General features: G+C 46.5%; 18 protein-coding genes. 8 read left to right on the top strand and 10 right to left on the bottom strand.

Going from position 1 to position 23,992, the window contains the following annotated elements:
- Window positions 1–15 precede the first annotated feature (15 nt).
- Window positions 16–1,524, top strand: coding sequence for a SpoVR family protein (locus MHM89_RS00090; protein WP_239407790.1), 1,509 nt, complete (start codon window positions 16–18; stop codon window positions 1,522–1,524).
- On the opposite strand, the gene MHM89_RS00085 is transcribed toward MHM89_RS00090, so the two are convergent.
- Together MHM89_RS00085 and MHM89_RS00080 are read right to left on the bottom strand one after the other, a co-directional pair.
- Window positions 1,525–2,490, bottom strand: a complete 966-nt coding sequence (locus tag MHM89_RS00085) for a diguanylate cyclase (RefSeq protein ID WP_022946160.1) — start codon at window positions 2,488–2,490, stop codon at window positions 1,525–1,527.
- A 3-nt stretch (window positions 2,491–2,493) separates the two neighbouring features.
- Window positions 2,494–3,498, bottom strand: a complete 1,005-nt coding sequence (locus MHM89_RS00080; protein WP_022946159.1) for a response regulator — start codon at window positions 3,496–3,498, stop codon at window positions 2,494–2,496.
- Between the two features lie 213 nt (window positions 3,499–3,711).
- Here MHM89_RS00080 and tpx point away from each other — a divergent pair, with 213 nt between their 5' ends.
- The gene (gene tpx / locus MHM89_RS00075; RefSeq protein WP_022946158.1) at window positions 3,712–4,299 is read left to right on the top strand and encodes a thiol peroxidase; all 588 of its coding nucleotides are present in this window, start codon (window positions 3,712–3,714) and stop codon (window positions 4,297–4,299) included.
- Between the two features lie 52 nt (window positions 4,300–4,351).
- Here the strand turns inward: tpx and hemH are convergent, their stop codons facing one another.
- The 3 genes from hemH to MHM89_RS00060 form a co-directional block, all read right to left on the bottom strand.
- Complete coding sequence (gene hemH / locus MHM89_RS00070) at window positions 4,352–5,356, bottom strand: ferrochelatase (protein ID WP_239407789.1); 1,005 nt, start codon at window positions 5,354–5,356, stop codon at window positions 4,352–4,354.
- A 99-nt stretch (window positions 5,357–5,455) separates the two neighbouring features.
- Window positions 5,456–6,100, bottom strand: a complete 645-nt coding sequence (gene adk, locus MHM89_RS00065; RefSeq protein ID WP_022946156.1) for an adenylate kinase — start codon at window positions 6,098–6,100, stop codon at window positions 5,456–5,458.
- Window positions 6,101–6,280: 180 nt separating this feature from the next.
- Window positions 6,281–6,994 carry a SapC family protein gene (locus MHM89_RS00060; protein WP_138549017.1) on the bottom strand — a complete coding sequence of 238 codons (714 nt, stop codon included), beginning with the start codon at window positions 6,992–6,994 and terminating at the stop codon, window positions 6,281–6,283.
- A gap of 168 nt (window positions 6,995–7,162) precedes the next feature.
- Here MHM89_RS00060 and MHM89_RS00055 point away from each other — a divergent pair, with 168 nt between their 5' ends.
- Together MHM89_RS00055 and MHM89_RS00050 are read left to right on the top strand one after the other, a co-directional pair.
- A complete protein-coding gene (locus tag MHM89_RS00055) occupies window positions 7,163–7,858 on the top strand; it encodes a DUF6445 family protein (protein ID WP_239407788.1) in 696 nt (231 codons plus the stop codon).
- Window positions 7,859–7,875: 17 nt separating this feature from the next.
- Entirely contained in the window at window positions 7,876–9,423 is a 1,548-nt protein-coding gene (locus tag MHM89_RS00050; protein ID WP_239407787.1) for a tryptophan halogenase family protein, read from the top strand.
- Here MHM89_RS00050 and MHM89_RS00045 read toward each other — a convergent pair.
- From MHM89_RS00045 to pgi, 5 genes are all read right to left on the bottom strand, one after another.
- Window positions 9,420–10,940: a tryptophan halogenase family protein gene (locus tag MHM89_RS00045; protein WP_239407786.1), complete on the bottom strand. Its 1,521-nt coding sequence runs from the start codon at window positions 10,938–10,940 to the stop codon at window positions 9,420–9,422. The two genes, MHM89_RS00050 and MHM89_RS00045, sit on opposite strands and share 4 nt — an antisense overlap.
- Window positions 10,941–11,007: 67 nt before the next feature.
- Window positions 11,008–13,656: a TonB-dependent receptor gene (locus tag MHM89_RS00040; RefSeq protein WP_022946151.1), complete on the bottom strand. Its 2,649-nt coding sequence runs from the start codon at window positions 13,654–13,656 to the stop codon at window positions 11,008–11,010.
- A gap of 758 nt (window positions 13,657–14,414) precedes the next feature.
- Complete coding sequence (pgl, locus tag MHM89_RS00035) at window positions 14,415–15,125, bottom strand: 6-phosphogluconolactonase (protein ID WP_239384257.1); 711 nt, start codon at window positions 15,123–15,125, stop codon at window positions 14,415–14,417.
- Window positions 15,125–16,597, bottom strand: a complete 1,473-nt coding sequence (gene zwf, locus MHM89_RS00030) for a glucose-6-phosphate dehydrogenase (protein WP_022946149.1) — start codon at window positions 16,595–16,597, stop codon at window positions 15,125–15,127. Before zwf ends, pgl begins: the two co-directional genes overlap by 1 nt.
- 439 nt (window positions 16,598–17,036) lie before the next feature.
- On the bottom strand, window positions 17,037–18,677 hold the full coding sequence (gene pgi / locus MHM89_RS00025) for a glucose-6-phosphate isomerase (RefSeq protein ID WP_239407785.1): 1,641 nt from the start codon (window positions 18,675–18,677) through the stop codon (window positions 17,037–17,039).
- A gap of 487 nt (window positions 18,678–19,164) precedes the next feature.
- Between pgi and MHM89_RS00020 the strand changes: the two genes are divergently transcribed.
- The 4 genes from MHM89_RS00020 to rsxC form a co-directional block, all read left to right on the top strand.
- The gene (locus MHM89_RS00020) at window positions 19,165–20,193 is read left to right on the top strand and encodes a LacI family DNA-binding transcriptional regulator (RefSeq protein WP_022946148.1); all 1,029 of its coding nucleotides are present in this window, start codon (window positions 19,165–19,167) and stop codon (window positions 20,191–20,193) included.
- Between the two features lie 121 nt (window positions 20,194–20,314).
- Window positions 20,315–20,896, top strand: a complete 582-nt coding sequence (gene rsxA / locus MHM89_RS00015) for an electron transport complex subunit RsxA (protein ID WP_022946147.1) — start codon at window positions 20,315–20,317, stop codon at window positions 20,894–20,896.
- A gap of 1 nt (window position 20,897) precedes the next feature.
- Entirely contained in the window at window positions 20,898–21,452 is a 555-nt protein-coding gene (rsxB, locus tag MHM89_RS00010; RefSeq protein WP_022946146.1) for an electron transport complex subunit RsxB, read from the top strand.
- Window positions 21,453–21,462: 10 nt separating this feature from the next.
- Window positions 21,463–23,992, top strand: a 2,530-nt coding sequence (rsxC, locus tag MHM89_RS00005) for an electron transport complex subunit RsxC (protein ID WP_239407784.1), incomplete at its 3' end; no start/stop codon positions are given.

The raw sequence follows: 23,992 nt of genomic DNA, 5'->3' as shown, positions 1-23,992 counted from the left end.
TAATGAGGGGCGATTATGACTCGAAAGCCATTAAGTGATGGTCCAGATTGGACCTTTGATTTGCTTGAGCAATACCGCGACGAAATAAAACGCGTTGCACAACACTATAAGCTTGATACTTACCCGAACCAAATTGAAGTGATCACCGCTGAGCAAATGATGGATGCGTACTCCAGTGTCGGTATGCCTATTGGCTACAACCATTGGTCGTACGGTAAGAAATTTATCCAAACTGAGCAAAACTATAAGCGCGGACAAATGGGACTGGCCTATGAGATTGTGATTAACTCGAACCCTTGTATCGCATACCTGATGGAAGAAAACACCATGCCGATGCAGGCCCTAGTCATGGCTCATGCCTGCTATGGCCACAACTCATTTTTTAAGGGTAACTATCTGTTTAAAACCTGGACGGATGCTGGTTCCATTATTGACTATTTACTCTTTGCCAAAAACTACATTGCCGAATGCGAGCAAAAATACGGTATTGATGAAGTGGAGAATATTCTCGACTCCTGCCATGCGCTAATGAATTACGGTGTAGATCGCTATAAAAGGCCACAGCAAATCTCTTTGTTCGAAGAAAAGAGACGACAGAAAGAGCGAGCAGACTACTTACAGTCTCAGGTTAATGAGTTATGGCGCACAATTCCAGAGGCAGAGTCGCACAGCAAACAAAAGCGCGAGCGTTTTCCTCGTGAGCCGCAAGAAAATATTCTTTATTTCATTGAAAAAAATGCGCCTTTACTGGAACCGTGGCAACGAGAAATTGTGCGTATTGTTCGCAAAATCTCGCAGTACTTTTATCCACAAAAACAGACCCAAGTAATGAATGAAGGCTGGGCTACTTTTTGGCATTACACCATACTTAATCACCTGTATGATGAAGGAAAGGTCACCGACGGCTTTATGCTCGAAGTACTGCAAAGCCACACTAATGTGGTGTATCAACCTCCCTACAACAGTAACTACTACTCGGGAATTAACCCTTACGCCTTAGGGTTTAATATGATGACGGATATTCGCCGAATCTGCGAAAATCCAACGGATGAGGATAAACAATGGTTTCCGGAGTATGCTGGCAGTGACTGGCTGGAGACCCTGCACTTTGCCATGCAAAACTTCAAAGATGAGAGCTTCATCAGCCAATTCCTTTCTCCTCGTATGATGCGGGAGTTCAAACTGTTCTCCATCGTTGATGATGCTCAACAACCTCACTTGGAAGTCGGGGCTATTCACGATGAAGCGGGTTACCAAGTAATTAGGGAAACCCTATCAGCGCAGTACAACCTCAGTAATCATGAGCCTAATATTCAGATCTATGATGTTGATATTAGAGGGGATCGTTCTTTAACTTTACGTTATGTACCACATCAATCGATTCCTTTAGCGGACTCAAGCGATGAGGTGATGAAGCACCTATACCGGTTATGGGGGTTTGCGGTGAGGTTAGAGCAAGAGCAACAAGATGGCAGCACCCAACTGCTTAGTCAGTGCCCTGCAGCGCAAAACAGCGACGCTTAATTAAGCGCCGTTGTTAGCGATAGAAATGCGGTTTCGCCCTTCTTGTTTCGACTTGTACAGCGCTTTGTCTGCTGCGGCGACCCACTGCTCATGTTGCTCAAAAGCGCTGTCGTATTGAGCTATCCCTACACTGATAGTCATTTTAATGACTTCCTCGTCAACAACCACTTGCGAACTTTCAACCTGTGCCCGCAAGCGCTCGGCAAATACTTTGGCGCCTTCTGCATCTGTATCATATAAAGTAATAGCAAACTCTTCACCGCCATAACGCCCAGCCATATCACTTTCGCGTAAGGTGTTGCTTATAATATTGGCTATGTGTCTTAACGCCTCATCTCCTGCCGCATGGCCATGACTGTCGTTAATATTTTTGAAGTGATCGATATCTAGCATTAACAAGCTATCATGCCCTTGTGAGCGACTCACACGCTTAAACTCTTTTTGCAGACTTTCTTCCCAAAAGCTGCGATTAGGTAATTGCGTTAACCCGTCAGTGCGACTGATTTGCTCAAGCATACGATTGGCTTCTTCCAATTCGATTTTATTCACAGCCTCGTCGGTTACATCATAAATGATGATGCATACGTGAGTCACATCTCCGGTGGTACTGGTTAACGGGATGAAAGTCGCATTTTGGTACATATGATTCGCTTTACCAGTGATCGGACGGTAGTTCTTAAAGCGAAAAATATAGGGCTTTTGCTCCCAAATAGTGAATGAGCGATTTTTCAGTACAAACACTGACTCGGTTTTGGTTCGAAACCACTTCTCATCAATGCTGGGGAACAAGTCGAATAAGTCTTTGTCTTTCACTGCACTAGGCAGCAGCCCAGAGTGATTCTCCATAAAGCCATTCCATATGCACACCCGGTATTTGCGATCCAATACCACAAGGCCCACATCCACGGTATTAAACATATCCATGAGCCAGTGTATTTCGTGCATATTAAAATCAGCTGCAGGCATAAATTAATCTTCCAATAGGTATTCGACTTTGTATTTGAGAGTTTTCAGGGAATCTTCTGTGAACAACAACATGAGGTCGCAATTTATATCGTGGTCCTCGATTCCATAGCTGATTTCTATCGCCAATGTACGTTGCCAACGCGAGCGGTTGGCCGAGACCAATTCTTCAACTTCACGATGCTGACCGAGCACCACTGGGTGGCCTTGGGAAAAACCCACATCAAGCTGCTTCGCTAAGCCGGTAAGTACCGAGCCCACTAAAATATTGCTGACATCCATTAATAATTCGAGCTCGACCGCATCGGTGATCTCTCCCTCGTAATTCATCAGTGAAGCAATTTCTTTAAAGCTGGAGTCATTAAGCAATAACAACGCCTCGCCCGAGATCCCCCCACCAATAAAGCCCTGACAGATGCCTGAAGTTGCCGCATTTTGGTCGATTGAGCGAAGTGCCATTGCCAGCTCATTCACTTCAAGTACGTTTACGTTAGGAATAGGCAGCTTCACGAATACATTAAGTAGCCGCGCGAGCAAGTCACCCGCCTGCCCCATCGCCACATTGGTGATCTCTTGATAAATGTCACGAATATCCGGGTCAAGCTGTTCCCCGAGCTGCAAGGCTAAACGTTGGCGTGCCGCCTTATCTTTTATGCCGTGCTGATCAATAATTTGCTCTAACTTGCTGGCATCGCACGGTTTGGCAATGAAATCAATCGCACCAAGCGCAAGGACACGCTCGTGCGCTGTCGGTTGGATATCACCAGAGACCACCACAACGAGCACCTGAATATTACGCTCTTTGATGGCCTGCAAGACTTGATAACCATCCATGCCTGGCATGTTGAGGTCTAGAAACAAGATTTCCGGTGAAAACGACTGCAATTTGTCTAGGCAGTCTTCGCCGTTGACGGCGTATTCCAGTTTTATTTCCCAATCTTCGGGTAGGGATCGGGCTAACTGCCTGCGAGCAACTGTGGAGTCATCACAAATTAACACTGGTGTTTTCATGACAGGCAGTACCTCACTCGCATGATCGTTGAATGGTGGTTAGTCGTATCGGAATGCGTTGTTATTGTTGTTGATCGCAAACTAGCCTGTATTAATGTTAATAAAAGATAACAATAAACACAATTTAAATATCCACCGCCGCTATATCCTTTTGTACTGGCGTATAGATATAATAGTTCATAGGATTTTGCAGAAAATAGAAAAGAGAGCGTTATGTTTAAGAAATTAGCACTGTGCACCCTGTTGACCTGCAGCACTGTAGCGCTAGCTCAGCAAAGCGAGACTATCAATACCATTGATGCTGGTAAAGTCACAGCCCAAGGAAAGCCCGTCACCCTGTTAGGCAAAGGAGTCAAAGTGGGTGATGCCGCACCGGATTTTCGTACCGTGAATGCCCAATTTGAACCACGCAGCTTAAATGACTACCAAGGCAAAGCGGTTCTATTGAGCGTAGTTCCGAGCTTAGACACTGGCGTGTGCAGTATTCAAACAAAGCACTTCAATGAAAAAGTGGCCAGCGAATTCCCTCAAGTCGCTATGTTAACTGTCAGCACTGATTTACCTTTTGCGCAAAAACGTTATTGCGCCGCAGAGGGAATTGACAAGCTAGAGACTCTCTCTGATGCAGTATGGCGAGATTTCGGTGAGCAGTATGGTTTACTTATCAAAGATATGGGCTTGCTTAGCCGTGCCGTATTGGTGTTGGATAAAGACCACAAAGTCATCTACAAACAACTTGTTAGCGACCTATCCAAAGAGCCTAATTACGATCATGCGATCAGAGCACTGAATAGCTTATAGACTCAGTTTTATTGGTGATAGTAAAAAGGCGCCTTGTGTGGCGCCTTTCGTATTACCAATTCTGCAATTGCTGCTGGGCTAGCTCAGCCAGTAAGGCGATATGAGCCTCGCTATCATTAAGCGCGGGAATGTAGTCTAGGCTCTCGCCTCCCGCCCCTTTAAACACTTCGGCGTTTTCCACGGAAATCTCTTCCAAAGTTTCTAAGCAGTCTGCAGCAAAAGCCGGGCAAACCACCTGCACTGTTTTCACCCCTTGCTCTGGCAACGCTTCCAAAGTTTCATCGGTATAGGGTTTTAACCACTCTTCAGCACCAAAACGCGATTGGAAGGTCATCATCCATTGCTCATCACTGAGCCCCAACTTGGCTGCTGTATTTTGCGCCGTAGCCTGACAATGCTCAAAGTAAGGATCGCCTTTTTTAACACAGCGCTTAGGGATGCCATGAAAAGAGAAAATCAGTTTATCCGCCTCGCCATGCTGAGCGCGGTAATCGGCAATAGATTGCGCCAATGCATTAATATAGCTAGGCTTCTCGTAGTAGTGCTTAAGGAAACGAATTTCCGGTAAGTTACGCACGGTTTTTAGATGCGCCATCAGCTTGTCGAATACCGCAGCCGTGGTTGTCGCAGAGTACTGTGGATACAGTGGCAACACCGCTATCTTGTCAATGCCACGCGCCTGCATATCTTTAATACGGCTAGCGATGCTGGGGTTGCCATAGGTCATGGCATAGTCGACATGTATGGCCTCTCCCGTCCCTTGTTCTAAGTGCTGCCGTAAGGCAATGCTTTGTTGCTCCGTAATTGCGCGCAGCGGCGAGCCTTGCTCCTGCCATATTGATGCGTATGCTTTAGCCACCTTGGGCGAGCGAATAGGAAGAATGATGCCATTGAGAATAAAAAACCACACAGCTGGCGGTATCTCAACGACGCGAGTGTCGGATAAAAACTCGCGCAAATAAACACGAACGGCTTTTGACGTGGGCGCATCAGGGGTACCAAGATTAACTAACAGCACCCCGTAACGGCTGGCGCTTTGCGATAAAGCAAGTGACATAGCAATGAAGTCCTAAACGCTAAATTAAAAGTGATTATACTTTGAAAACAATCGCTAAGATCAAAAAAACCGCCTTCAGGCGGTTTTTTTAGTGCGGGGTTAGCCTAGCAGTTCGGCTAACTGCTGGCTGACTGCTTCAACAGCTTGGGTACCATCGAGTTTATGGTACTGAGTGTTGCCAGCAGCCGCTTCTTTTTGATAATAATCAACTAACGGCTTAGTTTGCTCGTGATATATAGCAAGACGTTTGCGTACTGTTTCTTCAGTATCGTCGTCACGGATGATCAAATCTTCACCGGTGACATCATCTTTGCCATCCACCTTGGGTGGATTGTAAACCACATGATAAACACGACCAGAACCTGGGTGAACACGACGTCCGCCCATACGCTCAACAATCACTTCATCAGCCACATCGAACTCAATCACGTGATCGACATCGATGCCATTTTCTTTCATTGCATCGGCTTGAGGGATGGTACGTGGGAAACCATCTAGCAAGAAACCGTTTTCACAATCAGCCTTGGCGACACGCTCTTTTACAAGACCAATAATAATCTCGTCAGACACAAGTTGTCCGGCATCCATCACCTTTTTCGCTTCTAAGCCAAGCGGTGTGCCCTCTTTAATAGCTGCGCGCAACATATCGCCGGTAGAGATTTGCGGAATGTTGTATTTGTCCATTAAAAACTGAGCTTGCGTGCCTTTACCTGCACCGGGTGCGCCTAATAGGATGATGCGCATAATTGATTCCTCGTGTCTGAGTTGGGGTTACAAAATAAACTCAAATTTTTTCACATGGGCCGACGTTACTCAAGGGTAAAGAGATAAAACTTTGGTCCAATTTTCATATTCGTGTAATAACTGAACAAGCAGGTACAAAAAAGCCCAGCAATTGCTGGGCTTTTTCACTCTTTATGCGATTTATGCGTCAGCATCACGCTGAGCTTTTAAACGCGCCAAACGGCCCACTTGGTGAGTAGACGTTAGGAACGAATAAATAGGCGCTAAGTAACCGCGCTTGCGAAGCTCTAGGAAAGCTTCGTCGCTTAGCTCATTTAACTTTTTCTCATCAATTAGATAGATACCTGAGATATCTTTCTTTTCGCCTTTGATATCCACAGTCAGCGTTTGTGGTATCAATAGCTCTTTATCTGCAAGATACTGAGTGAAGGTTTCAGTCACACCTGAGAATTCAATGAACGACACAAGTGCATCTTTACGACGCTTCAGGTATTCAGTTTCTTCGCCATTTTCAAACAGCGCATTACCGTCTTCCTCGCCTACCAACGGGCTAGCTTCATCGATAACTACACCGTACTGCTCTTCTTCTGGGTGCTTAACAAGACCTAGCGGATAGCGAGTCACAGCTAATGGGGCAAAACCTGCTACCCACTGATCGCCATCTACAAATAGGTTTTCACCTGGTTCAAGTCCAAAAATCGCTACCGCTTGGAATTTACCCGTTTCATTATTTTTTACGAATGCCATCGGAAATTCGTTAGCAACACGACCAAACTCGTGAGCAACTACAGGAACGAGGTGCTGAGTTTTCAAAAATTCTAGGTTAATGCCATTTTTGATTTTTGTGTTGGCATGTTTTTCGTTATGCAAAGGCTGCACTTGTTGCTCCGCCATATTACTGCTCCATTAATTTTACGTATTTGTTACTTATCTAGTGGCACTAAGGCTAGCGGTTTTACTAGGAAAAAGGAAGTGAAAATTTTGTGGCAACGGAACATCGCATTTGACTCCAATTGATTTTGGCTAACATAATGCTGTCTAACCCGTTACAAGCTAAAACCAATGTATACACTGAATTTAGATTACCAAGCGAACGTCATTGCAATTCCTGCAACCAATGAAAGCGTGGTCGTCGTTGATGACTTCTTAGCTAACCCTGAACAAGTCATTCACTATGCCAAAACCACCGCATACTTTAACCCTCCGGGAACGGACCGCTCCTTTTATCCAGGTAAACGCGACAAAATGCCTTTGCCCTATAAACGCGCGCTATCAGAATTACTCAATAGTCTGCGCGACAGAGAAGTGTTGCAACTTGACGGTAAAGTAGATATTTACAGAAACGAGTTATCTCTGACCACGGTGAAAGAGTCTCAACTTTCGCTCTTTCAAAAAGCCCCCCATATCGATAGCTTAGATAATAAAGACTATGCAACCGTGCACTATTTATGCTCTGAGCAACATGGCGGCACCTCCTTTTACTCCTACCGGCCAACGGGGATGGCGAAGTTTAGTGATGACAACGCTGTCAAAAACATGCTTAAATCAATTCAGCATCATGCACATAGTTTTGATGGTTATATTCAGGGCGACTCTGACCTTTTCGAGCGAGTACTGAGTGTGCCGGCGAAATTCAATAGAATCATTATTTATCAGGGCAATATATTGCACAGCGCTGATTTAAAGGGACAACATAATCAGCAGGATGATATAGATAATGGTCGCCTGAGTGTCGCTTCCTTTTTCTACTTAGAATAAAAAATAAAGGAATAAGAATGAAAGATTTATCACGTGTTATTGTCGTTGGCGGTGGCACTTCTGGCTGGCTTAGCGCAGCCTACTTAGCCAGTAGTTTTAAGCGAACCGGACGAGATATTAAAGTCAGTATTATTGAGTCAGACACTATCCCCACAATTGGCGTTGGCGAAGGCACTTTCCCTACTATCGTCAATACCTTGTATGAGATTGGCCTTTCTGAAAAAGAGTTTATCGCTGAGTGTGACGCCAGCTTTAAGCAAGGTGCTCTTTTTAAAAATTGGCTGTATAACCCAAGCGACAAACCTCATGCCTATTACCACCCTTTTGATCCCCCCGCCAAACCAAAAGGCCTTGATTTGAGCGCATATTGGGTGAGCCGAAAACACCAAGGCACGATGCAGCAAGATTTTGCCCACGCGACGTCGGTGCAGTCATTCCTGTGCGATGAAAACCTCGCACCTAAGACACCTGAGACGGGAGAATATGCTTGGCTTGCCAAGTATGCATACCACCTCGATGCCGCAAAGCTGGGTCAGTTACTCAAAAAGCATGCAATGAACAAGTTACAGGTTGAGCATATTGTTGCAGATATTGAGCAAGTAGAGCTTGATGAGCAAGGTTTCATCGCGCACTTAGTTGATAAGCAGCAACGCCAGCATGACGCTGATTTTTTTGTCGACTGTACGGGCTTCTCCTCTTTGCTGTTAGCAAAAGCTTTAAAGGTGCCCTTTGTTGATAAGAGCCACTATCTCACAGTTGATACCGCCGTAGTGTTACCTGTGGAATATGCCGATTCCGAGACCCCTATCACGACCCATACGGTGTCCACGGCGCAAGACGCCGGATGGATTTGGGATATTGCCTTACAAAATCGCCGAGGCACCGGTTATGTTTACAATTCACACTACTGCTCCAAAGAGCAGGCTGAGAAAACCTTGTGCGATTATCATGGTATTGCCCATGATAGTGAGAAGCGCTATCGTCATATCAGCTTCAAAACCGGCTACCGAGAAAAATCGTGGGCCAAGAACTGCTGTGCTATCGGTTTTTCCAGTGGCTTTGTCGAGCCTTTGGAAGCAACCGCTATAGCCATGGTTGAGGCGGGAGTGCGCTCTCTTGCCGCCCGTTTCCCTGCAACTCGAGAAGCGATGCTCGAGAGAGAAAAACAATACAATCGTATTTTCACATCCCGTTGGGACAACATTATCGATTTCATTAAGGTGCATTATTGTCTTACCAAGCGCGATGACACCCCCTTTTGGCGAGAGCAGAAAAACCCCGAGACCATTCCTGCCTCACTGCAGGAAAAGCTCAAGGCTTGGCAGCATTACGGTATCACCGATGGCGACTTACCCTACAAATACGACCTGTTTACTCTCGCTAGTTGGCAATACATTCTCTATGGATTAGAGTTTTTACCTGACTACGTTGAAAAAGCGCCAATCAACGAGGAGATCATCGACAAGGCATTTGCCTCAATCGCCGCACAAAAACGCAGTGCCGCGAGCAAGCTCTTGTCAAACAGAGCATTGCTCGAAGCGTTTGGTGCATCGTGTAAAAGCTAAATTTTCTGCAGCCCATGTTGGGCTATATTGTTAAGCAAGGCTCGGTGCTTAGGCAGCTGCTTTAGCAGCTGCTCACCATAGCTTGCTAACATAGCTATCAATTCTTTATGCTCAGCCTTGGCAACTAAATGAGCGCATGGCTTAAAATGCATACCATAAAGAATGTACAAGTAGTTCTCTAGCTCAAACACTTCATATTTAGAGTTAAAGTCAGACTTTTTAGGGACTTGGTATTGCCACAACGCAAGACGTTCTTTGAGCACCACAGACATGCTGTCAGTTGACTTCATTGCCCGCCAGAACGCAGAGTCTTGACGATCTGAAAGATAATAGTGCAATTGGATAAAGTCGACGACTCGGCGCCATGCATAATCGATAATTTCGTTATACTTCTTAGCGGCTAACGCTAGCGCATGATGCTGCACCGGCAAATTCTCAGCCAACAGCTTTGCACTAAAGTCAGTCAGCAGAATGGAGGTTGCCTCTAAAGGCTCAACAAAGCCTTGAGCAAGCCCTAAAGCCACACAATTCTTATGCCAAGCCCGCTCAGCGAACCCCGCTTTCATGTCAATTTCCCGTACTTTTAAGCCAGACAACGGCTGACCTAAATAACGTTCAAATTTGGTATATGCCTGCTCTTTTGTTAAGTAGTCACTGGCATACACAAAGCCGGTCCCACGTCGTGTGGTCAGGGCAATGTCCCATATCCACCCTGCCTGATGTGCTGTGGCCAGCGTGTAAGGAGGGATCGCATCATCTGCAGAGGTCGGGACTTGGGCCGTAATGGCTTTATCAATCGGCAGCTGATCACTTACATCCACTGATTTAACGCCCAAGGCTCGTCGATGCAAAATACTCGAAAAGCCACTGCAATCAACAAAAAAATCGCCGCTGACTTGGCCACTATCGTCAGTTTGCAGCTCACTGATATGGCCTTCATCATTGCACTTTACCGCTGTAACGTTGGTTTTCAGTAACTTCACGTTGAACCGAGATATGGCATTGTCCTTCAATAGTTGGGCAAACTTGAGCGCATTAAGGTGATAGGCATAACTGGCGTGGCCAGTGTATTGCGCTTGAGTTATCGCCTTAGGGCCGACACCGTGCTCACAGAGCATGTGTTGAAACGAAACGGTTTCAGCAAATGAGGCGGCAGTTGTGTCACTGAGCCAAGTTTGCGTGACATCTTGATTATTTGGAAAGGGGTATTCGAACAAGTGATGATAATAGTTGTGTTCACCATGGTGGTGTTTATCAAGCCAGTTTATGAACTTTATTGATTGTTTAAACGTCGCATCGCACTGGGTAATAAAGGTTTGCTCGGAAATACCAAAACTTTGTAAGGTACTGACCATCATCGGCACAGTGCCCTCACCGACGCCAATGGTTGGAATAGTAGGTGACTCAATTAAGCACACCTCAATATCGCTGCCTAACAGTCTCTTGCCAATGTGATTTGCAGCCAACCAACCAGATGTACCACCACCGACAATAACGACTTTTCTCAACTTTTTCATTTTCAAACTGCCACTTGCCTAAACAAAAAACCCGAGCATGAGCTCGGGTTTTATCAACAATATCGCTTTAGAAGCGGAATTGTAAACCAACAGAGTAACGCGACTCACCCTGATAATTATACGCTGGGTATCCACGACTGAAGCGAGGGTTATCAGTGTCAGTCCAGTTTTGGTGGTTACCAACCTGGATGCTGTCTTCCTCTAGAAGGTTTGTAACATCGGCGATAATAGTGAAGTTCTCGTTGATATCGTAACTCGCACTTAAGTCCAATGTTCCAAAGTCTTCGTGTAGACGACTACCGTAGAAACCTGTTTCACGAATCATGTACTCTGAACGCCAAGTATAGGCTGCACGTAATGATAGTGCGTCAGTCTCATAAAACGCCACTGTATTCACTGTGTGCTCTGATGCATCAGAGAATACAGAGTTGCCATCTACGAAGTTCTCTGCATTGGCATCTGAATCAGAGTAAGTGTAGTTTACAACAGCCCCGAAACCGTTATCAAACGTATGCTGCAACTGGAACTCTGCACCATAAATGGTGCCACCGTCACCGTCTGTGTACGTTTCTACACGCCAGTTGTCGGTGTTTGTTCCTGGGTCAACGATACCAATACTTTGACCTGGTTGTTCTGTATTTGTGGTAAAGGTGTCAACGTCTTTCCAAAAGAAGCTACCTGCAATTAAGCTAGACGGTGCGTAGTAATACTCAACACCAACATCAGCTTGGTTCGCTTTAAATGGGCTCAGTGACGGAGTACCTTTGGTGACCGACTGGTTGTTATCGTCGTTGTCGTCATAACCTGCTAATGCAGCGTTACTGAACATGTCATTGTAGTTTGGACGAGAAATAACGGTCGCAGCAGATACACGTAAGATCATGTCTTGAGAAAGGTCATAAGCCAAGTTAAAGCTAGGTAAAACCTCTGAATAGTCATGCTCTTCAGTTGTTAAAGCTGTCGAATAACCATTATTAAATGCATGCGTTGGGTCGACAAAACCAGGTGCTAAAGCATAGGCTTGCGAGGTTGCTTCAGTTGACACGTAACGTAAACCGAAGTTACCACGGAAATTTTCACCTGAGTAATTAGCCATTACATAGGCAGCAACCGTTTCTTCGTTTAGTGATGCATATCCTGAGCGTTCACGAGCCCAGCTTTCGATGAACTCTTGAGTATAAGCAATCATCTCAGCGCCATCACCATTAGGGATAGAGATATCGCTCATGCCAGCATCAATTCGGCCATCGGTGAAGCGGTCAGCATCAACGATTTCAGCCTCTGCGGCACCATCAAAGTTCAAGTTTGGACGGTTTTTGTCACGAACAACATCGTGATCGGACCAACGTAAACCGGTTTTAATTGACGTGATGTATTCAAAGTCTGTTTCGAACTCTACATCTACCTGTGCATACGTTTCTTCATCCGTACGCGGCTCATTAACAATCGCGCCCGGCTGTAAACCTTCCCAGCCAACGTACTCGCCAGCCGCAGGCAATGGATAAGATTGGTCTTCGGTATCAAAAATCCAATTCGTGCCCGTGCCATCAAGTGTGCCTACCGAGCCGCCTAGGCCCGAAATATAAGCAACGTTGGTTTCAAAATTGGTACCACCCGTGGCTTCTGATGTACCCACTTGAACTTCAACCGTGAAGCCATCGCCTAAGAACTTCATGTCTGCGGCAATCAGTTCAGTTTCCATTGTTGCGTTACGTGGACGCACGTCCCAATAGCTGTTTGCACCTAAACCTGTGTCATCAAACCACTGTTGCGATGAAGTACAACGCTCTGGCACACCATCGGCATTCAGCGCTTCGCAGTTAGACGTATCTTGTGGGATCCATACCTGGTTATTTACGCCATCAGCACCCAACTCAAGATTCATATAGTGTACGCCGAACTCAAGTGCATCAGTTGGTGCGTATTGGAGCTGGATATCATAGGCTGTACGCTCACGCTCTTGCACAAAAGCAGTTGGCGCAATACGACCACCCCAAATAGGTAACGCCTCATCACCGCGACGTTCCAGTGTATAGTCCGATTGTGCAACAGAAATTAATGCACCAAAATTCTCAGCTTCGTTTTTCCAACTGACTAACCCTGAAACGGTTGGATCAATTTCATCTGACTGACTAGAACCCGAACCTTTAACGCTGCCAAAAATAGTCATTGGCTCTAAATCTAGAGGCTTGCGGGTATTTACGATTACAGTACCGCCAACACCACCTTCTAACAGGTCTGCTTGCGATGACTTGTACACTTCCATATCAGCGATCATTTCTGGTGGAAGCATAGAGTAGTTGAAGGTACGGTCAATGGCTTGTTGTGAATACCAACCCGTAGAGGCCACATTCTGACCATTTAGCGTGGTTAATGTCAGCGAGTTTGACGCACCACGAATAGAGACGGCTGAACCTTCACCAAACTGACGAGAAACAGTAACACCAGGTACACGACCTAGAGCCTCGGCAAGGTTATTATCAGGAAATTCACCAATGTCTTCTGCTGACACCGCGTCTACCACGGCATTAGCAAAGCGTTTGGTATTCATTGACGCTTCTAATGAGCGGCGGATACCGCGCACTTCAATGACTTCAACATCTTCTTTTGCTTGAGTTTGTGCATCAGCCGCTACTGCTGCGCCGGAAAAACCAGCACCCATAGCAAGGCCGATATTCACTGCTAATAAGCTTTTTTTAAAATTTTTAGCTAACACAGGATTCCCCTTGAATCATTTTGTTGATTTTTTTATCACTTCTGCCCAGTGATGATGACAACGCTGTCATCTACTAACAAACCATACACCCTAAATTACAATTTCGCTACATCTTTTTGGCTTTTTGTTTAAAAAAACCGCGAGTTAATCTTTAACTCTATGATTTAGTGAACATTTAATAGAGGTGAATTTAGCTCTGCTAGTGTGAAATCGAGATGAATATAACACAAATGTGACAACAAAAGTAAAGCCTAATTGGCAACTTGGTTTCTGATTAAGGTAAATAAGAGGGCAGTTTTGATTCTAATTACCGCTAAGTGAGCGACTAAGTACCTGTAAAAGTAAGAATAATTTTAAAATGCTTAAAGTATCCCCTGTTCTACTCCCATTTGGATAACTTTAACAACAACTATTCTCATAGCACTATTTTTATACAAAAGATAATAGTTGAGCGGCGCTTTAATACAGAGCATCGGGCAGAAGCGTTTGTATCTTTTCAAGGGTCACAATTAATTATCAATAACAATGACAGCGCTGTCATTGTTATTTTATGCAAATATTCTGCTGCCGTCTAGTGCCCATTGCAATTAAATCTATATTTGCTTACAAAAACTTGGGGGCACGATTTTGCAGCCATTGATTAGCGCCTTCTAGCAGGATACCAAAAGCTAAACTGTCAGCCATTTAGCTTACATCCCTAAAAAACAAAAGCGCGGCTATTGCCGCGCTTTTGTTATTCATTATTGATAGTCATACGGTTAAGGAGCCCAATACACCTCGAGCTCAATATCGGGATGCTGCAATATTGCTCGCAGTGGCATCTCTGCAACATCTCCTTGCTGCTTAGCCGCTTTATAAGTTGCAAGCTTCTGCTCACCACTGATAAGTAACTTCACGACCTTTGATTGGGCAATAGCATGCACCGTTAATGTCATTCGCTCGGTAATCGCTCCTGTCACCTCACTTTCAATCGCATTAATAGCACATACCAGTTGCTCGGCTTGAAGCCCAGTTTCTAAACCCTGCGCGTGCGGGAAAAGAGACGCAGTATGACCATCCGGTCCCATGCCCAAAATGGTTACATCATAAGGGCGGTGCACTTGCTGATAGTGCTGCTCACATGCCTCAACGCCTTGCTCAGCAGTCGGGGCTGCGTTTTTCATGGTGATAAAGTTAGCGCGCGCGGCCTTATTTTGTAGCAAGGTATTGTTGATGAAAGTCTCGTTACTTTTCTCATGGCTGGCATCAACCCAGCGCTCATCAACCATAGCAACATCCACTTTGTGCCAATCAATATCAAGGTTTGATAGGTACTTATAGGCGGGGGCCGGCGATGAGCCGCCAGATACCATCAGCGCTGCACGGCTATTCTCAGCTAAACCTTGGGTTAAGCGCTGCTCTAGTGACTCGGCCAAACTGGCGGTCATCTGCTCTTTGGAATCAAAGAAGTGTTCTGTAATATTCGCCATTACGCGCCCTCCCCGGTATTAAACCAACGGTGGTTATTTGTTGCTAAAAGCTCATCTGCATCATCTGGGCCCCATGAGCCAGCTCGGTATAGGGACGGGATCCCTTTTTCCTGCCAACGTTCGATAATAGGATCAATCCATTTCCATGCTTGACGCACTTCATCACGATGAATAAATAGCGCTGGGTTATTGGCCGCCGCATCCAACATTAAGCGTTTATAGGCATCTGAATGGAAACCCTTTGAGTAGGTTTCTGAAAGCTCGATATTTAACGTAACAGGCTCTAGTTGCATTTCTAGATTGTCCAAACGCTTAGACATCAGCGTAAGTTGGATGCTTTCCTCTGGTTGCAGGCGGATCACCAGGCGATTAGGCTGGATAGGACCGACATCTTGCTCATACACATTGTGCGAGACCGGCTTGTATTCAACAACAATCTCCGCACAACGCTTATGCATACGCTTGCCTGTGCGCAAATAAAATGGCACGCCAGCCCAACGCCAGTTATCGATATGCGCTTTGATAGCGACAAAAGTTTCTGTTGCGCTTGAGCCTTCACCCAGTTCTTCTAAATACCCCGGCACGAGTTTACCGTCGAGATCGCCTGGCACATATTGGCCACGTACGATATTTTCATCGACTTGCTCACCCACCAACGGCCTTAGCGCCTCAAGCACTTTTAATTTTTCAGTGCGAATGGAGTTCGCATTGAGCTTATGCGGCGACTCCATCGCCACCAAGCAAAGTAATTGTAACAAGTGGTTCTGCACCATATCACGCAGCGCGCCGGCTTTATCATAGAAGCCCGCGCGGCTTTCAAGGCCCACCGTTTCCGAGATGCTAATTTGAATATTATCAATCGACTTGGCATCCCATAAATTCTCAAACAAAGAGTTAGAGAAGCGCAACGCCATCAGGTTTTGAACCGTCTCTTTACCTAAATAGTGGTCAATACGGAAAATCTGCTCTTCACTGAAGAATTGTGCAATTTTCGCGTTAATCTCTTCTGCTGACTTACCACAGTAGCCGATGGGCTTTTCAACCACCACACGCGAGGTATCAGTAATCAACTCTTTAGCAGAGAGAATTTCACAGCAGGTGCCATACACTGCTGGCGGCAATGATAAGTAGAATACACGTGATTTATCTGCTTCGTGCTCATCTAAAATCGTTTTTAGCTCATCCCAATGACTGTCAGCCTCGGTCACATTGACAACGACTGGCACTAAGAACTCTGCGAACGCCTTCCAATCTTTGGCGTTGTACTCACCTTTGGCCAAGTACTCTTTCATTGCTTTGTGAGCAGTATCAATATATTCGTCACGTTTATCAGCGCCACGAACAGTGGGGAGGATGCGTGTCCCTTGTGGTAGGTTCCCTTCCTGATAAGCGCGATACATCGCCGGAAGCAATTTGCGCAAGGCCAAATCGCCACCGCCGCCAAAAATGATAATATCAAAAGGATTTAGCATGATTTACTCTCTACCTGTTTGGTGCCCATTTCGTGTGGATGCAGATTCACACCCTAGGGGCTGCTCTCATCGGCTATCTATCGAGCCAATAATACTTGTTATTATGAGGACAGTATAACCTTTCGCGGCTCTATCCTGTGACAGTTTTCACACTGACATCGATGAATACGAAGTCAGCAGCCAAATCCACCTAAATGAAAATGGCAAAGCTCCGACACAGTTTTCGTGTTATCGGAGCTTTAGAATAAATGAGTCTTAGGGTAACCATACGTCCTCTCACAAACATACAGGCCCTAAAGACTCCAGCGCTACCCGTTCAAAGGTATTCTTTTGTGCTGGTCCGTAAAGGAAATAGAGTCTTAGAGGGTCAGTAAAACCACACTGCCCCTCTAAGCCCTCCAGCGCTACTCGGCTGTGCTGCCTAGGCAGCAAATTCAGTTTATCGTTTACTTTGATAATAATTCATTAATCCGGCTGTCGAACTATCGTGATCGCCGACTTGGCCATCGCTCAGCTCAGCTTCAATGCTTTTAGCCAATCCTTTGCCTAATTCCACACCCCACTGATCAAAAGAGCAAATTTCAAGGATGATACCTTGGACAAAAATTTTGTGTTCATATAACGCAATGAGGCGGCCAAGTCCTCTCGCATCCACTGTGTCTAACAGTATCGAAGAAGTAGGACGATTGCCTTGATGTACTTTGTGAGCAACCAATTGGTCAATTTCCTCGGAGCTGATCCCTTTTGCTTTAAGCTCATCGCGGATTTGCTCAGCGCTGACACCATTCATCATGGCTTCGGTCTGCGCAAAAAAGTTCGACATCAATACGCGGTGATGCTCACCCACTTCAACTTGCGGCTTAATCGAGCCAATAAAATCAGCGGGAACGATGGTGGTGCCTTGGTGTAAATATTGATAAAACGCGTGCTGACCATTTATTCCCGTCATGCCCCAAATTAACGGGACTGTGGTGTAATTAACGCGAGAACCGGAAAAATTAACTGACTTACCGTTACTTTCCATTTCCCCCTGCTGCAAATAGGCGGGGAGCATATGCAATGCTTGGTCATAGGGTAAAATAGCTTGCGCCTTATGGTCTAAGAAAGTGGTATTCCAGACACTTAATAACCCCATCAGCACCGGGATGTTGTTCGCCATTGGCTGGTTTTTAAAGTGTTGGTCAATTTCAAATGCCCCTTCAAGCAACTCGATAAAGGCATCGAAACCTAAATATAAAGCGATAGGTAAGCCAATTGCGCTCCACATTGAAAATCGACCACCGACCCAATCCCACATGGTAAATACATTCTCAGGCGCAATGCCAAATGCAGAGGTTTTCTCTAAATTGGTGCTCACAGCAACGAAGTGCTTAGCAATTGCATCTGCTTCGCTCGTAGCATCTTGTAACCATTGCACCGCTGTTTGGGCGTTGGTCATGGTTTCAGAGGTGGTAAAAGTCTTTGAGGAAATAACGAACAGTGTGGTTTCAGGGTCAACTGCATCCAATACTTTCGCAATTTGTACACCATCGGCGTTGGAAACATAATGTACGTCTAGGGTGTCATCGGCAAAGCTTGCGAGAGCCTCAGTGGCCATTTGTGGACCCAGGTTTGAGCCACCCACGCCTATACTCACAACATGGCGAATTGCCTTGCCGCTAAATCCGAGCCACTCACCTGAGCGCACTTTGGCAACAAAGGCGCGCATTTTCTCCAATTCAGTCTCGACTTGCTCGCTCACATTTTCACCATCAACGATAATCGCCGATTGGTCACGGTTGCGCAGCGCGCTATGCAAAACGGCGCGCTGTTCGGTAAAATTAATTTTTTCACCCGCGAACATCTTGTCGCGCCACTGCGCTAATTCACAGTCCTCAGCCAAACGAAGTAAATCGTCCTTCACCGGCTGGTTAATTAGCTGCTTAGAATAATCGAATAAAATGCCAGGAGCCTGAACGGAGAAAGTGTTGAAACGCGCATCATCGTTTGCAAAAAGCGTTTTTAAATGGGTGTTTTGTAATTCCTGAGCGCGCTTTTCTAGGCTCTGCCAGCTCGCTAGTTGTGAACGACTTGCTACCATTTTATACTTCCTTTAAGTCCTTGCTTATGGGGCTATTGTTACTATCATTAGCGCTAGATAAAAATACGAAAGGCTCGCTGTGAAAAAGTGAATTGTCAGCGAAGATACTTTTTTACCTGCAAATATACGAAATTCAACCTAACGGCGTTAACACTAAGTTAAAATGACAACGCTGTCAATCTGCTAATTTGCGATTTTAGTGGAGGGATCATAGCGCATAATTTCGTCTTTGACACCGGTATCATGAGGAAAATTTAAAATTTTCTCTGCTATTTGTATTTAACTTTAGATACACTCATGGAGAAGCATGGCTATGTATGCGTTTTAAGCGATGTAAATGCTCTACAGCAACGCCAAAGCGATTTCATCGGCAAGGAAATAATAGAGCACGCTTAAGCAAAACAGGTCCACCGCGATAGTGACCTCTGTGTCTGCTACTCTTAATGACAACACCTGTGTGCCAACACAGACATAATAAGAAAAGAACATGAAAGTAACGATAAATGATGTCGCGAAACTAGCTGGTGTATCAATGAAAACGGTTTCGCGAGTAATAAATAACGAGCCGTCCGTGCGCAAGAAAACGCACGATATCGTTATGGCCGCTGTAAACGAATTAAACTACCAACCTAACCTAGCTGCCCGCAACCTTGCAGGAACATCCTCTTATGCCATTGGCCTAGTGTATGATAACCCCAACGCCTATTATGTAATTGATATGCAAAACGGGGTGTTGTCTCACTGTCGAAAGGAGGGTTATGAGTTGGTCATTCACCCTTGCAGTTATGCCGATAGCACTATGCAAGAAGAACTTAAAACCATGATCAAGCGCTCGCGTATCGCAGGCCTAGTGTTAACCCCACCCCTTTCAGAACAGCAAGCATTGATTGATATGCTCGATGAGATGGGTATGCATTATGTGCGCATTCTCTCTGGCCGTGGTGATAGCGAACAGACTAGCCCGTGTATATATGTAAATGACTACGCTGCTGCATACGAAATTACGTCTCACTTAATAAGTTTAGGACACCGTAACATCGCTTTCATTTGTGGTGATCAAGGGCACAAATCAACCACCGAACGACTCGCTGGTTATGAGCAAGCCTTGCAAGATCATAGTATCAAGGTGCGTGAAGAGCTAATTTATCGCGGCGATTACTCATTTGAATCTGGCGTCAATGGTGCTAAAGCACTGCTTAAAGAAGGGAACCGTTTGGATATCAGTGCGGTGATGGGTGGTAACGATGAAATTGCAGCAGGCGCACTCTTTGCAGCACGCCTTATGGATATGGCTATTCCCGATGAGTTATCGATCACGGGGTTTGAAGACTCGCCCTTCTCCAAACAAACTTGGCCAAAGCTGACCACCGCGCATCAGGATAACGATGTTATCTCTCAGCACGCCGCACGCTTGCTTTTTAGTAAGACTCGGGGAGCCCGTAATCAAGATAAAGAAATTATCCGCACTTTTACCCCCTCATTAGTGATGCGCGACAGCTCAGGCCCATTGAGCTAGGTATACGCCTTAAAAGCGGTGCTCGTCACCGCTGTATTGTTCGTATAAGCCCTTACAACTGTTGTGAAATGACCGAGAAATAAGGATAATACGCGGGTTCTTTTCAGTTTTTTGGGTAGCTATGACGGAATATCTCTTACTGCTCGTCAGTACCGTGTTGGTAAACAATTTCGTGCTCGTACAGTTTCTTGGCCTATGCCCCTTTATGGGCGTATCAAGTAAGCTGGACACCGCCGTGGGCATGTCTATGGCCACCACCTTTGTATTGACACTGGCCTCCGTCACCAGCTACCTGGTTAATCAATATATTTTGCTGCCCTTAGAGCTCACCTTTTTGCGTACTATGAGCTTCATCTTGGTGATCGCCGTGGTGGTGCAGTTTACCGAAATGGTGGTGCAGAAGACTTCGCCGACGCTCTATCGCTTGTTAGGTATCTTTTTGCCGTTAATTACCACTAACTGCGCCGTACTCGGCGTTGCCCTGTTAAATATCAAAGAGCAGCATAGTTTTGTTGAATCTGCCGTATATGGCTTTGGTGCTGCCGTTGGTTTTTCTCTGGTACTGGTTTTATTCGCCGCCATGCGTGAGCGTTTGGCCGGTGCCGATGTACCTGTGCCATTCAAAGGTGCAGCAATCGCTATGGTAACGGCGGGACTTATGTCGATGGCCTTTATGGGCTTCAGCGGATTGGTAACGTTTTAATATGACCTTATTTTATGCCTTAATCGCCCTGGGTGTACTGGCCCTTATTTTTGGCGTGATCCTCGGTTTTGCTGCTGTGCGCTACCGAGTTGAGAGCGATCCTGTTGTCGAGCAAATTGATGCCATTTTGCCACAAACTCAATGCGGTCAATGCGGCTACCCTGGCTGTCGCCCTTATGCCGAAGCCATTGCCAACGGTGATGATGTCAATAAATGCCCGCCAGGGGGTGAAGCAACTGTTAAGAAGCTAGCCGACTTAATGGGGGTAGAAGCGAAGCCACTCGCCGGTGGCGAGGAAGCAGAGCCAGAGAAAAAAGTTGCCTACATTCGCGAGGACGAATGCATTGGCTGCACTAAGTGTATCCAAGCATGCCCGGTTGACGCCATTGTTGGGGCAACACGACAAATGCATACCGTACTCAAAGATGAGTGCACTGGCTGTGATTTGTGTGTTGAGCCCTGCCCGGTGGATTGCATAGATATGATTCCTCTAGCGCAAAGTAAACAAACGTGGAAATGGCAGCTCGATGCCATCCCCGTGACTCAGATAGATTAAGAGGTGTAGTGTGGACTCTTTATTATCACGTATTCGTCGCGGTGAGTTATGGCAAAGCCCTGGTGGCATTCACCCGCCTACCCATAAACATAAAACGAACTCGCTCCCTATTCACAGCTTACCTTTGCCCGAAAAACTGGTGCTGCCAATCAAACAGCACATTGGTGCTGAGGGGCAGTTATTAGTAAACGCAGGTGAGCAGGTATTAAAAGGCCAGGCTCTCACTCGCCCCAATGCCAATTGGTCAGTGCCCGTGCATGCACCAACCTCGGGGCGTATAGTGGATATCACGCCTATGCCCTCGGCGCACCCTTCAGCCATTCCTGAGCTGAGTATTATTATTGAACCCGATGGCCAAGAGACTTGGTGTGAGCTTGTGCCTCACCCTAATTATCAGCAGCTTAGCGCCGAGCGACTAGTTGACATCATTCATTATGCTGGTATTTCTGGCATGGGCGGTGCGGGTTTTCCGACCTATGTTAAAACCGCAAGCAAACAGCCAATCGATATTTTGATTGTTAATGGCGCCGAATGTGAACCTTATATCAGCGCCGATGATGTGCTTATGCAAGCGCACAGTGAAGAAATCGTGCGCGGTATCCATATCATCCAGCACTTACTGGGCCCTGAGTTGACTATCATTGGTATTGAAGATGATAAGCCAAAGGCCATTGAGGCGATGACTCAGGCCTGCGCCGACTACGACAATATTATCGTCCGAGCGATTGAAACCAAATACCCTTCGGGCGGCGAAAAGCAGCTTATTCAGATACTCACCTCTAAAGAGGTGCCTGCTGGAGGGATCCCCGCCGATATCGGTGTGCTGGTACAAAATGTGGGCACCTTATATGCGATACAGCAAGCTGTCGAGCTCGGCAAGCCGCTGATCGAACGCGTTGTCACCCTTGCGGGCGAAACCCTTGAGCAACAAGGTAACGTCTGGGCTTTACTGGGAACGGAAATAAAGCATTTATTAGCTTTCCAAGGTTTTAATCCTGAGCCAATGCAGCGCGTGATTATGGGTGGGCCAATGATGGGCTTTACCTTGCCCAGTGTGCGCATACCTGTAGTCAAAACCACCAACTGTATATTAGCTCCCAGTAACAAAGAAATGCCAGCGCCCGGTGATGAGCGCGCTTGCATTCGCTGCAGTGCCTGCGCAGATGCCTGCCCTGCTAGCTTATTACCCCAGCAGCTGCAATGGTTTGCCAAAACCAAAGAGTACCAAAAACTCGAAGAACATAAGTTATTTGATTGTATTGAGTGCGGTGCTTGCGCCTACGTATGCCCAAGTGAAATTCCGCTGGTACAGTATTACAGAGTCGCAAAAGCTGAAATTCGCGAACAACAAATAGAGCAAGTAAAAGCTGAGCGTGCACGCGAACGCTTCGAAGCGAGAAAAGCACGCTTAGAGCGCGAGCAAGAAGAGCGCCGCAACCGCCACAAACGGCCCAGCCGAAGCGCTGCTAAAAGCAGTGAAAGTAAGGAAAAAGTGGCTGAAGCCCTGGCTCGCGTGAAAGCAAAGAAAACAGAGCCAGGTGATAACAAGGCAAAAGTCGCCGAAGCTATTGCCCGCGCCAAAGCCAAAAAAGCGCAAGGTGAAGCCCCTGAGCCAGATAACTCAGACGTTGCTCAAGCTCGTGCGCAAAGAAAAGAGCAAGCTCGTGCATACAAGGCACAAAAACAACAGCCTGAGCAAGCGCCAAGCGCAACAGCGGATGACAAAAAAGCCGCAGTCGCCGCTGCTGTTGCTCGTGCCAAGGCGAAAAAAGCCCAGCAAAGTGAACAAAGTGATAGCCAGCCCACAGCCGCAGAAGATAAAAAGGCTGCTGTGGCCGCTGCCATTGCTCGCGCCAAAGCGAAAAAAGCGGCGAAAGCCGATGCATCTACTCAGCAGCCCAACGAGGCAGCTGAAAATGTCGAAAGCGAGACCGAGGCATCCTCTGCTGAGGATAACAAAAAGGCCGCTGTGGCCGCTGCTATTGCTCGCGCCAAAGCCAAGAAAGCCGCCCGAGAAGCCGATGCATCTGCGCAGCAGCCCGATGGGGCAGCTGAAAATGTTGAAAGCGAGACCGAGGCATCCTCTGCTGAGGATAACAAAAAAGCGGCTGTGGCCGCTGCCATTGCTCGCGCCAAAGCGAAAAAAGCGGCGAAAGCTGATGCATCTAAGCAGCAGCCCGACGAGGCAGCTGAAAATGTCGAAAGCAAGGCCAACACCGAGGCATCCTCTGCAGAGGATAACAAAAAAGCTGCTGTGGCCGCTGCCATTGCTCGCGCCAAAGCGAAAAAGGCGGCGAAAGCCGATGCATCTGCGCAGCAGCCCGACGAGGCAGCTGAAAATGTTGAAAGCGAGACCGAGGCACCCTCCCCTGAGGATAAGAAAAAAGCCGCTGTGGCCGCCGCAATAGCTCGAGCCAAAGCGAAAAAGGCGGCGAAAGCCGATGCATCTGCGCAGCAGCCCGACGAGGCAGCTGAAAATGTTGAAAGCGAGACCGAGGCACCCTCCCCTGAGGATAAGAAAAAAGCCGCTGTGGCCGCCG

The sequence above is a fragment of the Pseudoalteromonas sp. CNC9-20 genome (assembly GCF_022347875.1).
Lineage (GTDB): Bacteria > Pseudomonadota > Gammaproteobacteria > Enterobacterales > Alteromonadaceae > Pseudoalteromonas > Pseudoalteromonas ruthenica.
The sequence above is the reverse complement of the archived record's forward strand: the minus strand, read 5'-3'. Positions and strand labels throughout refer to the sequence as shown.

Excerpts from the sequence above, each read along its gene's own strand:
- MHM89_RS00090 (WP_239407790.1), top strand. The coding sequence starts at position 16 with ATGACTCGAAAGCCATTAAGTGATGGTCCAGATTGGACCTTTGATTTG.
- tpx (WP_022946158.1), top strand. The coding sequence starts at position 3,712 with ATGTTTAAGAAATTAGCACTGTGCACCCTGTTGACCTGCAGCACTGTA.
- hemH (WP_239407789.1), bottom strand. The coding sequence starts at position 5,356 with ATGTCACTTGCTTTATCGCAAAGCGCCAGCCGTTACGGGGTGCTGTTA.
- MHM89_RS00055 (WP_239407788.1), top strand. The coding sequence starts at position 7,163 with ATGTATACACTGAATTTAGATTACCAAGCGAACGTCATTGCAATTCCT.
- MHM89_RS00050 (WP_239407787.1), top strand. The coding sequence starts at position 7,876 with ATGAAAGATTTATCACGTGTTATTGTCGTTGGCGGTGGCACTTCTGGC.
- pgl (WP_239384257.1), bottom strand. The coding sequence starts at position 15,125 with ATGGCGAATATTACAGAACACTTCTTTGATTCCAAAGAGCAGATGACC.
- MHM89_RS00080 (WP_022946159.1), bottom strand. The coding sequence starts at position 3,498 with ATGAAAACACCAGTGTTAATTTGTGATGACTCCACAGTTGCTCGCAGG.
- MHM89_RS00020 (WP_022946148.1), top strand. The coding sequence starts at position 19,165 with ATGAAAGTAACGATAAATGATGTCGCGAAACTAGCTGGTGTATCAATG.
- pgi (WP_239407785.1), bottom strand. The coding sequence starts at position 18,677 with ATGGTAGCAAGTCGTTCACAACTAGCGAGCTGGCAGAGCCTAGAAAAG.
- rsxB (WP_022946146.1), top strand. The coding sequence starts at position 20,898 with ATGACCTTATTTTATGCCTTAATCGCCCTGGGTGTACTGGCCCTTATT.
- rsxA (WP_022946147.1), top strand. The coding sequence starts at position 20,315 with ATGACGGAATATCTCTTACTGCTCGTCAGTACCGTGTTGGTAAACAAT.
- MHM89_RS00060 (WP_138549017.1), bottom strand. The coding sequence starts at position 6,994 with ATGGCGGAGCAACAAGTGCAGCCTTTGCATAACGAAAAACATGCCAAC.
- MHM89_RS00085 (WP_022946160.1), bottom strand. The coding sequence starts at position 2,490 with ATGCCTGCAGCTGATTTTAATATGCACGAAATACACTGGCTCATGGAT.
- zwf (WP_022946149.1), bottom strand. The coding sequence starts at position 16,597 with ATGCTAAATCCTTTTGATATTATCATTTTTGGCGGCGGTGGCGATTTG.
- MHM89_RS00045 (WP_239407786.1), bottom strand. The coding sequence starts at position 10,940 with ATGAAAAAGTTGAGAAAAGTCGTTATTGTCGGTGGTGGTACATCTGGT.
- adk (WP_022946156.1), bottom strand. The coding sequence starts at position 6,100 with ATGCGCATCATCCTATTAGGCGCACCCGGTGCAGGTAAAGGCACGCAA.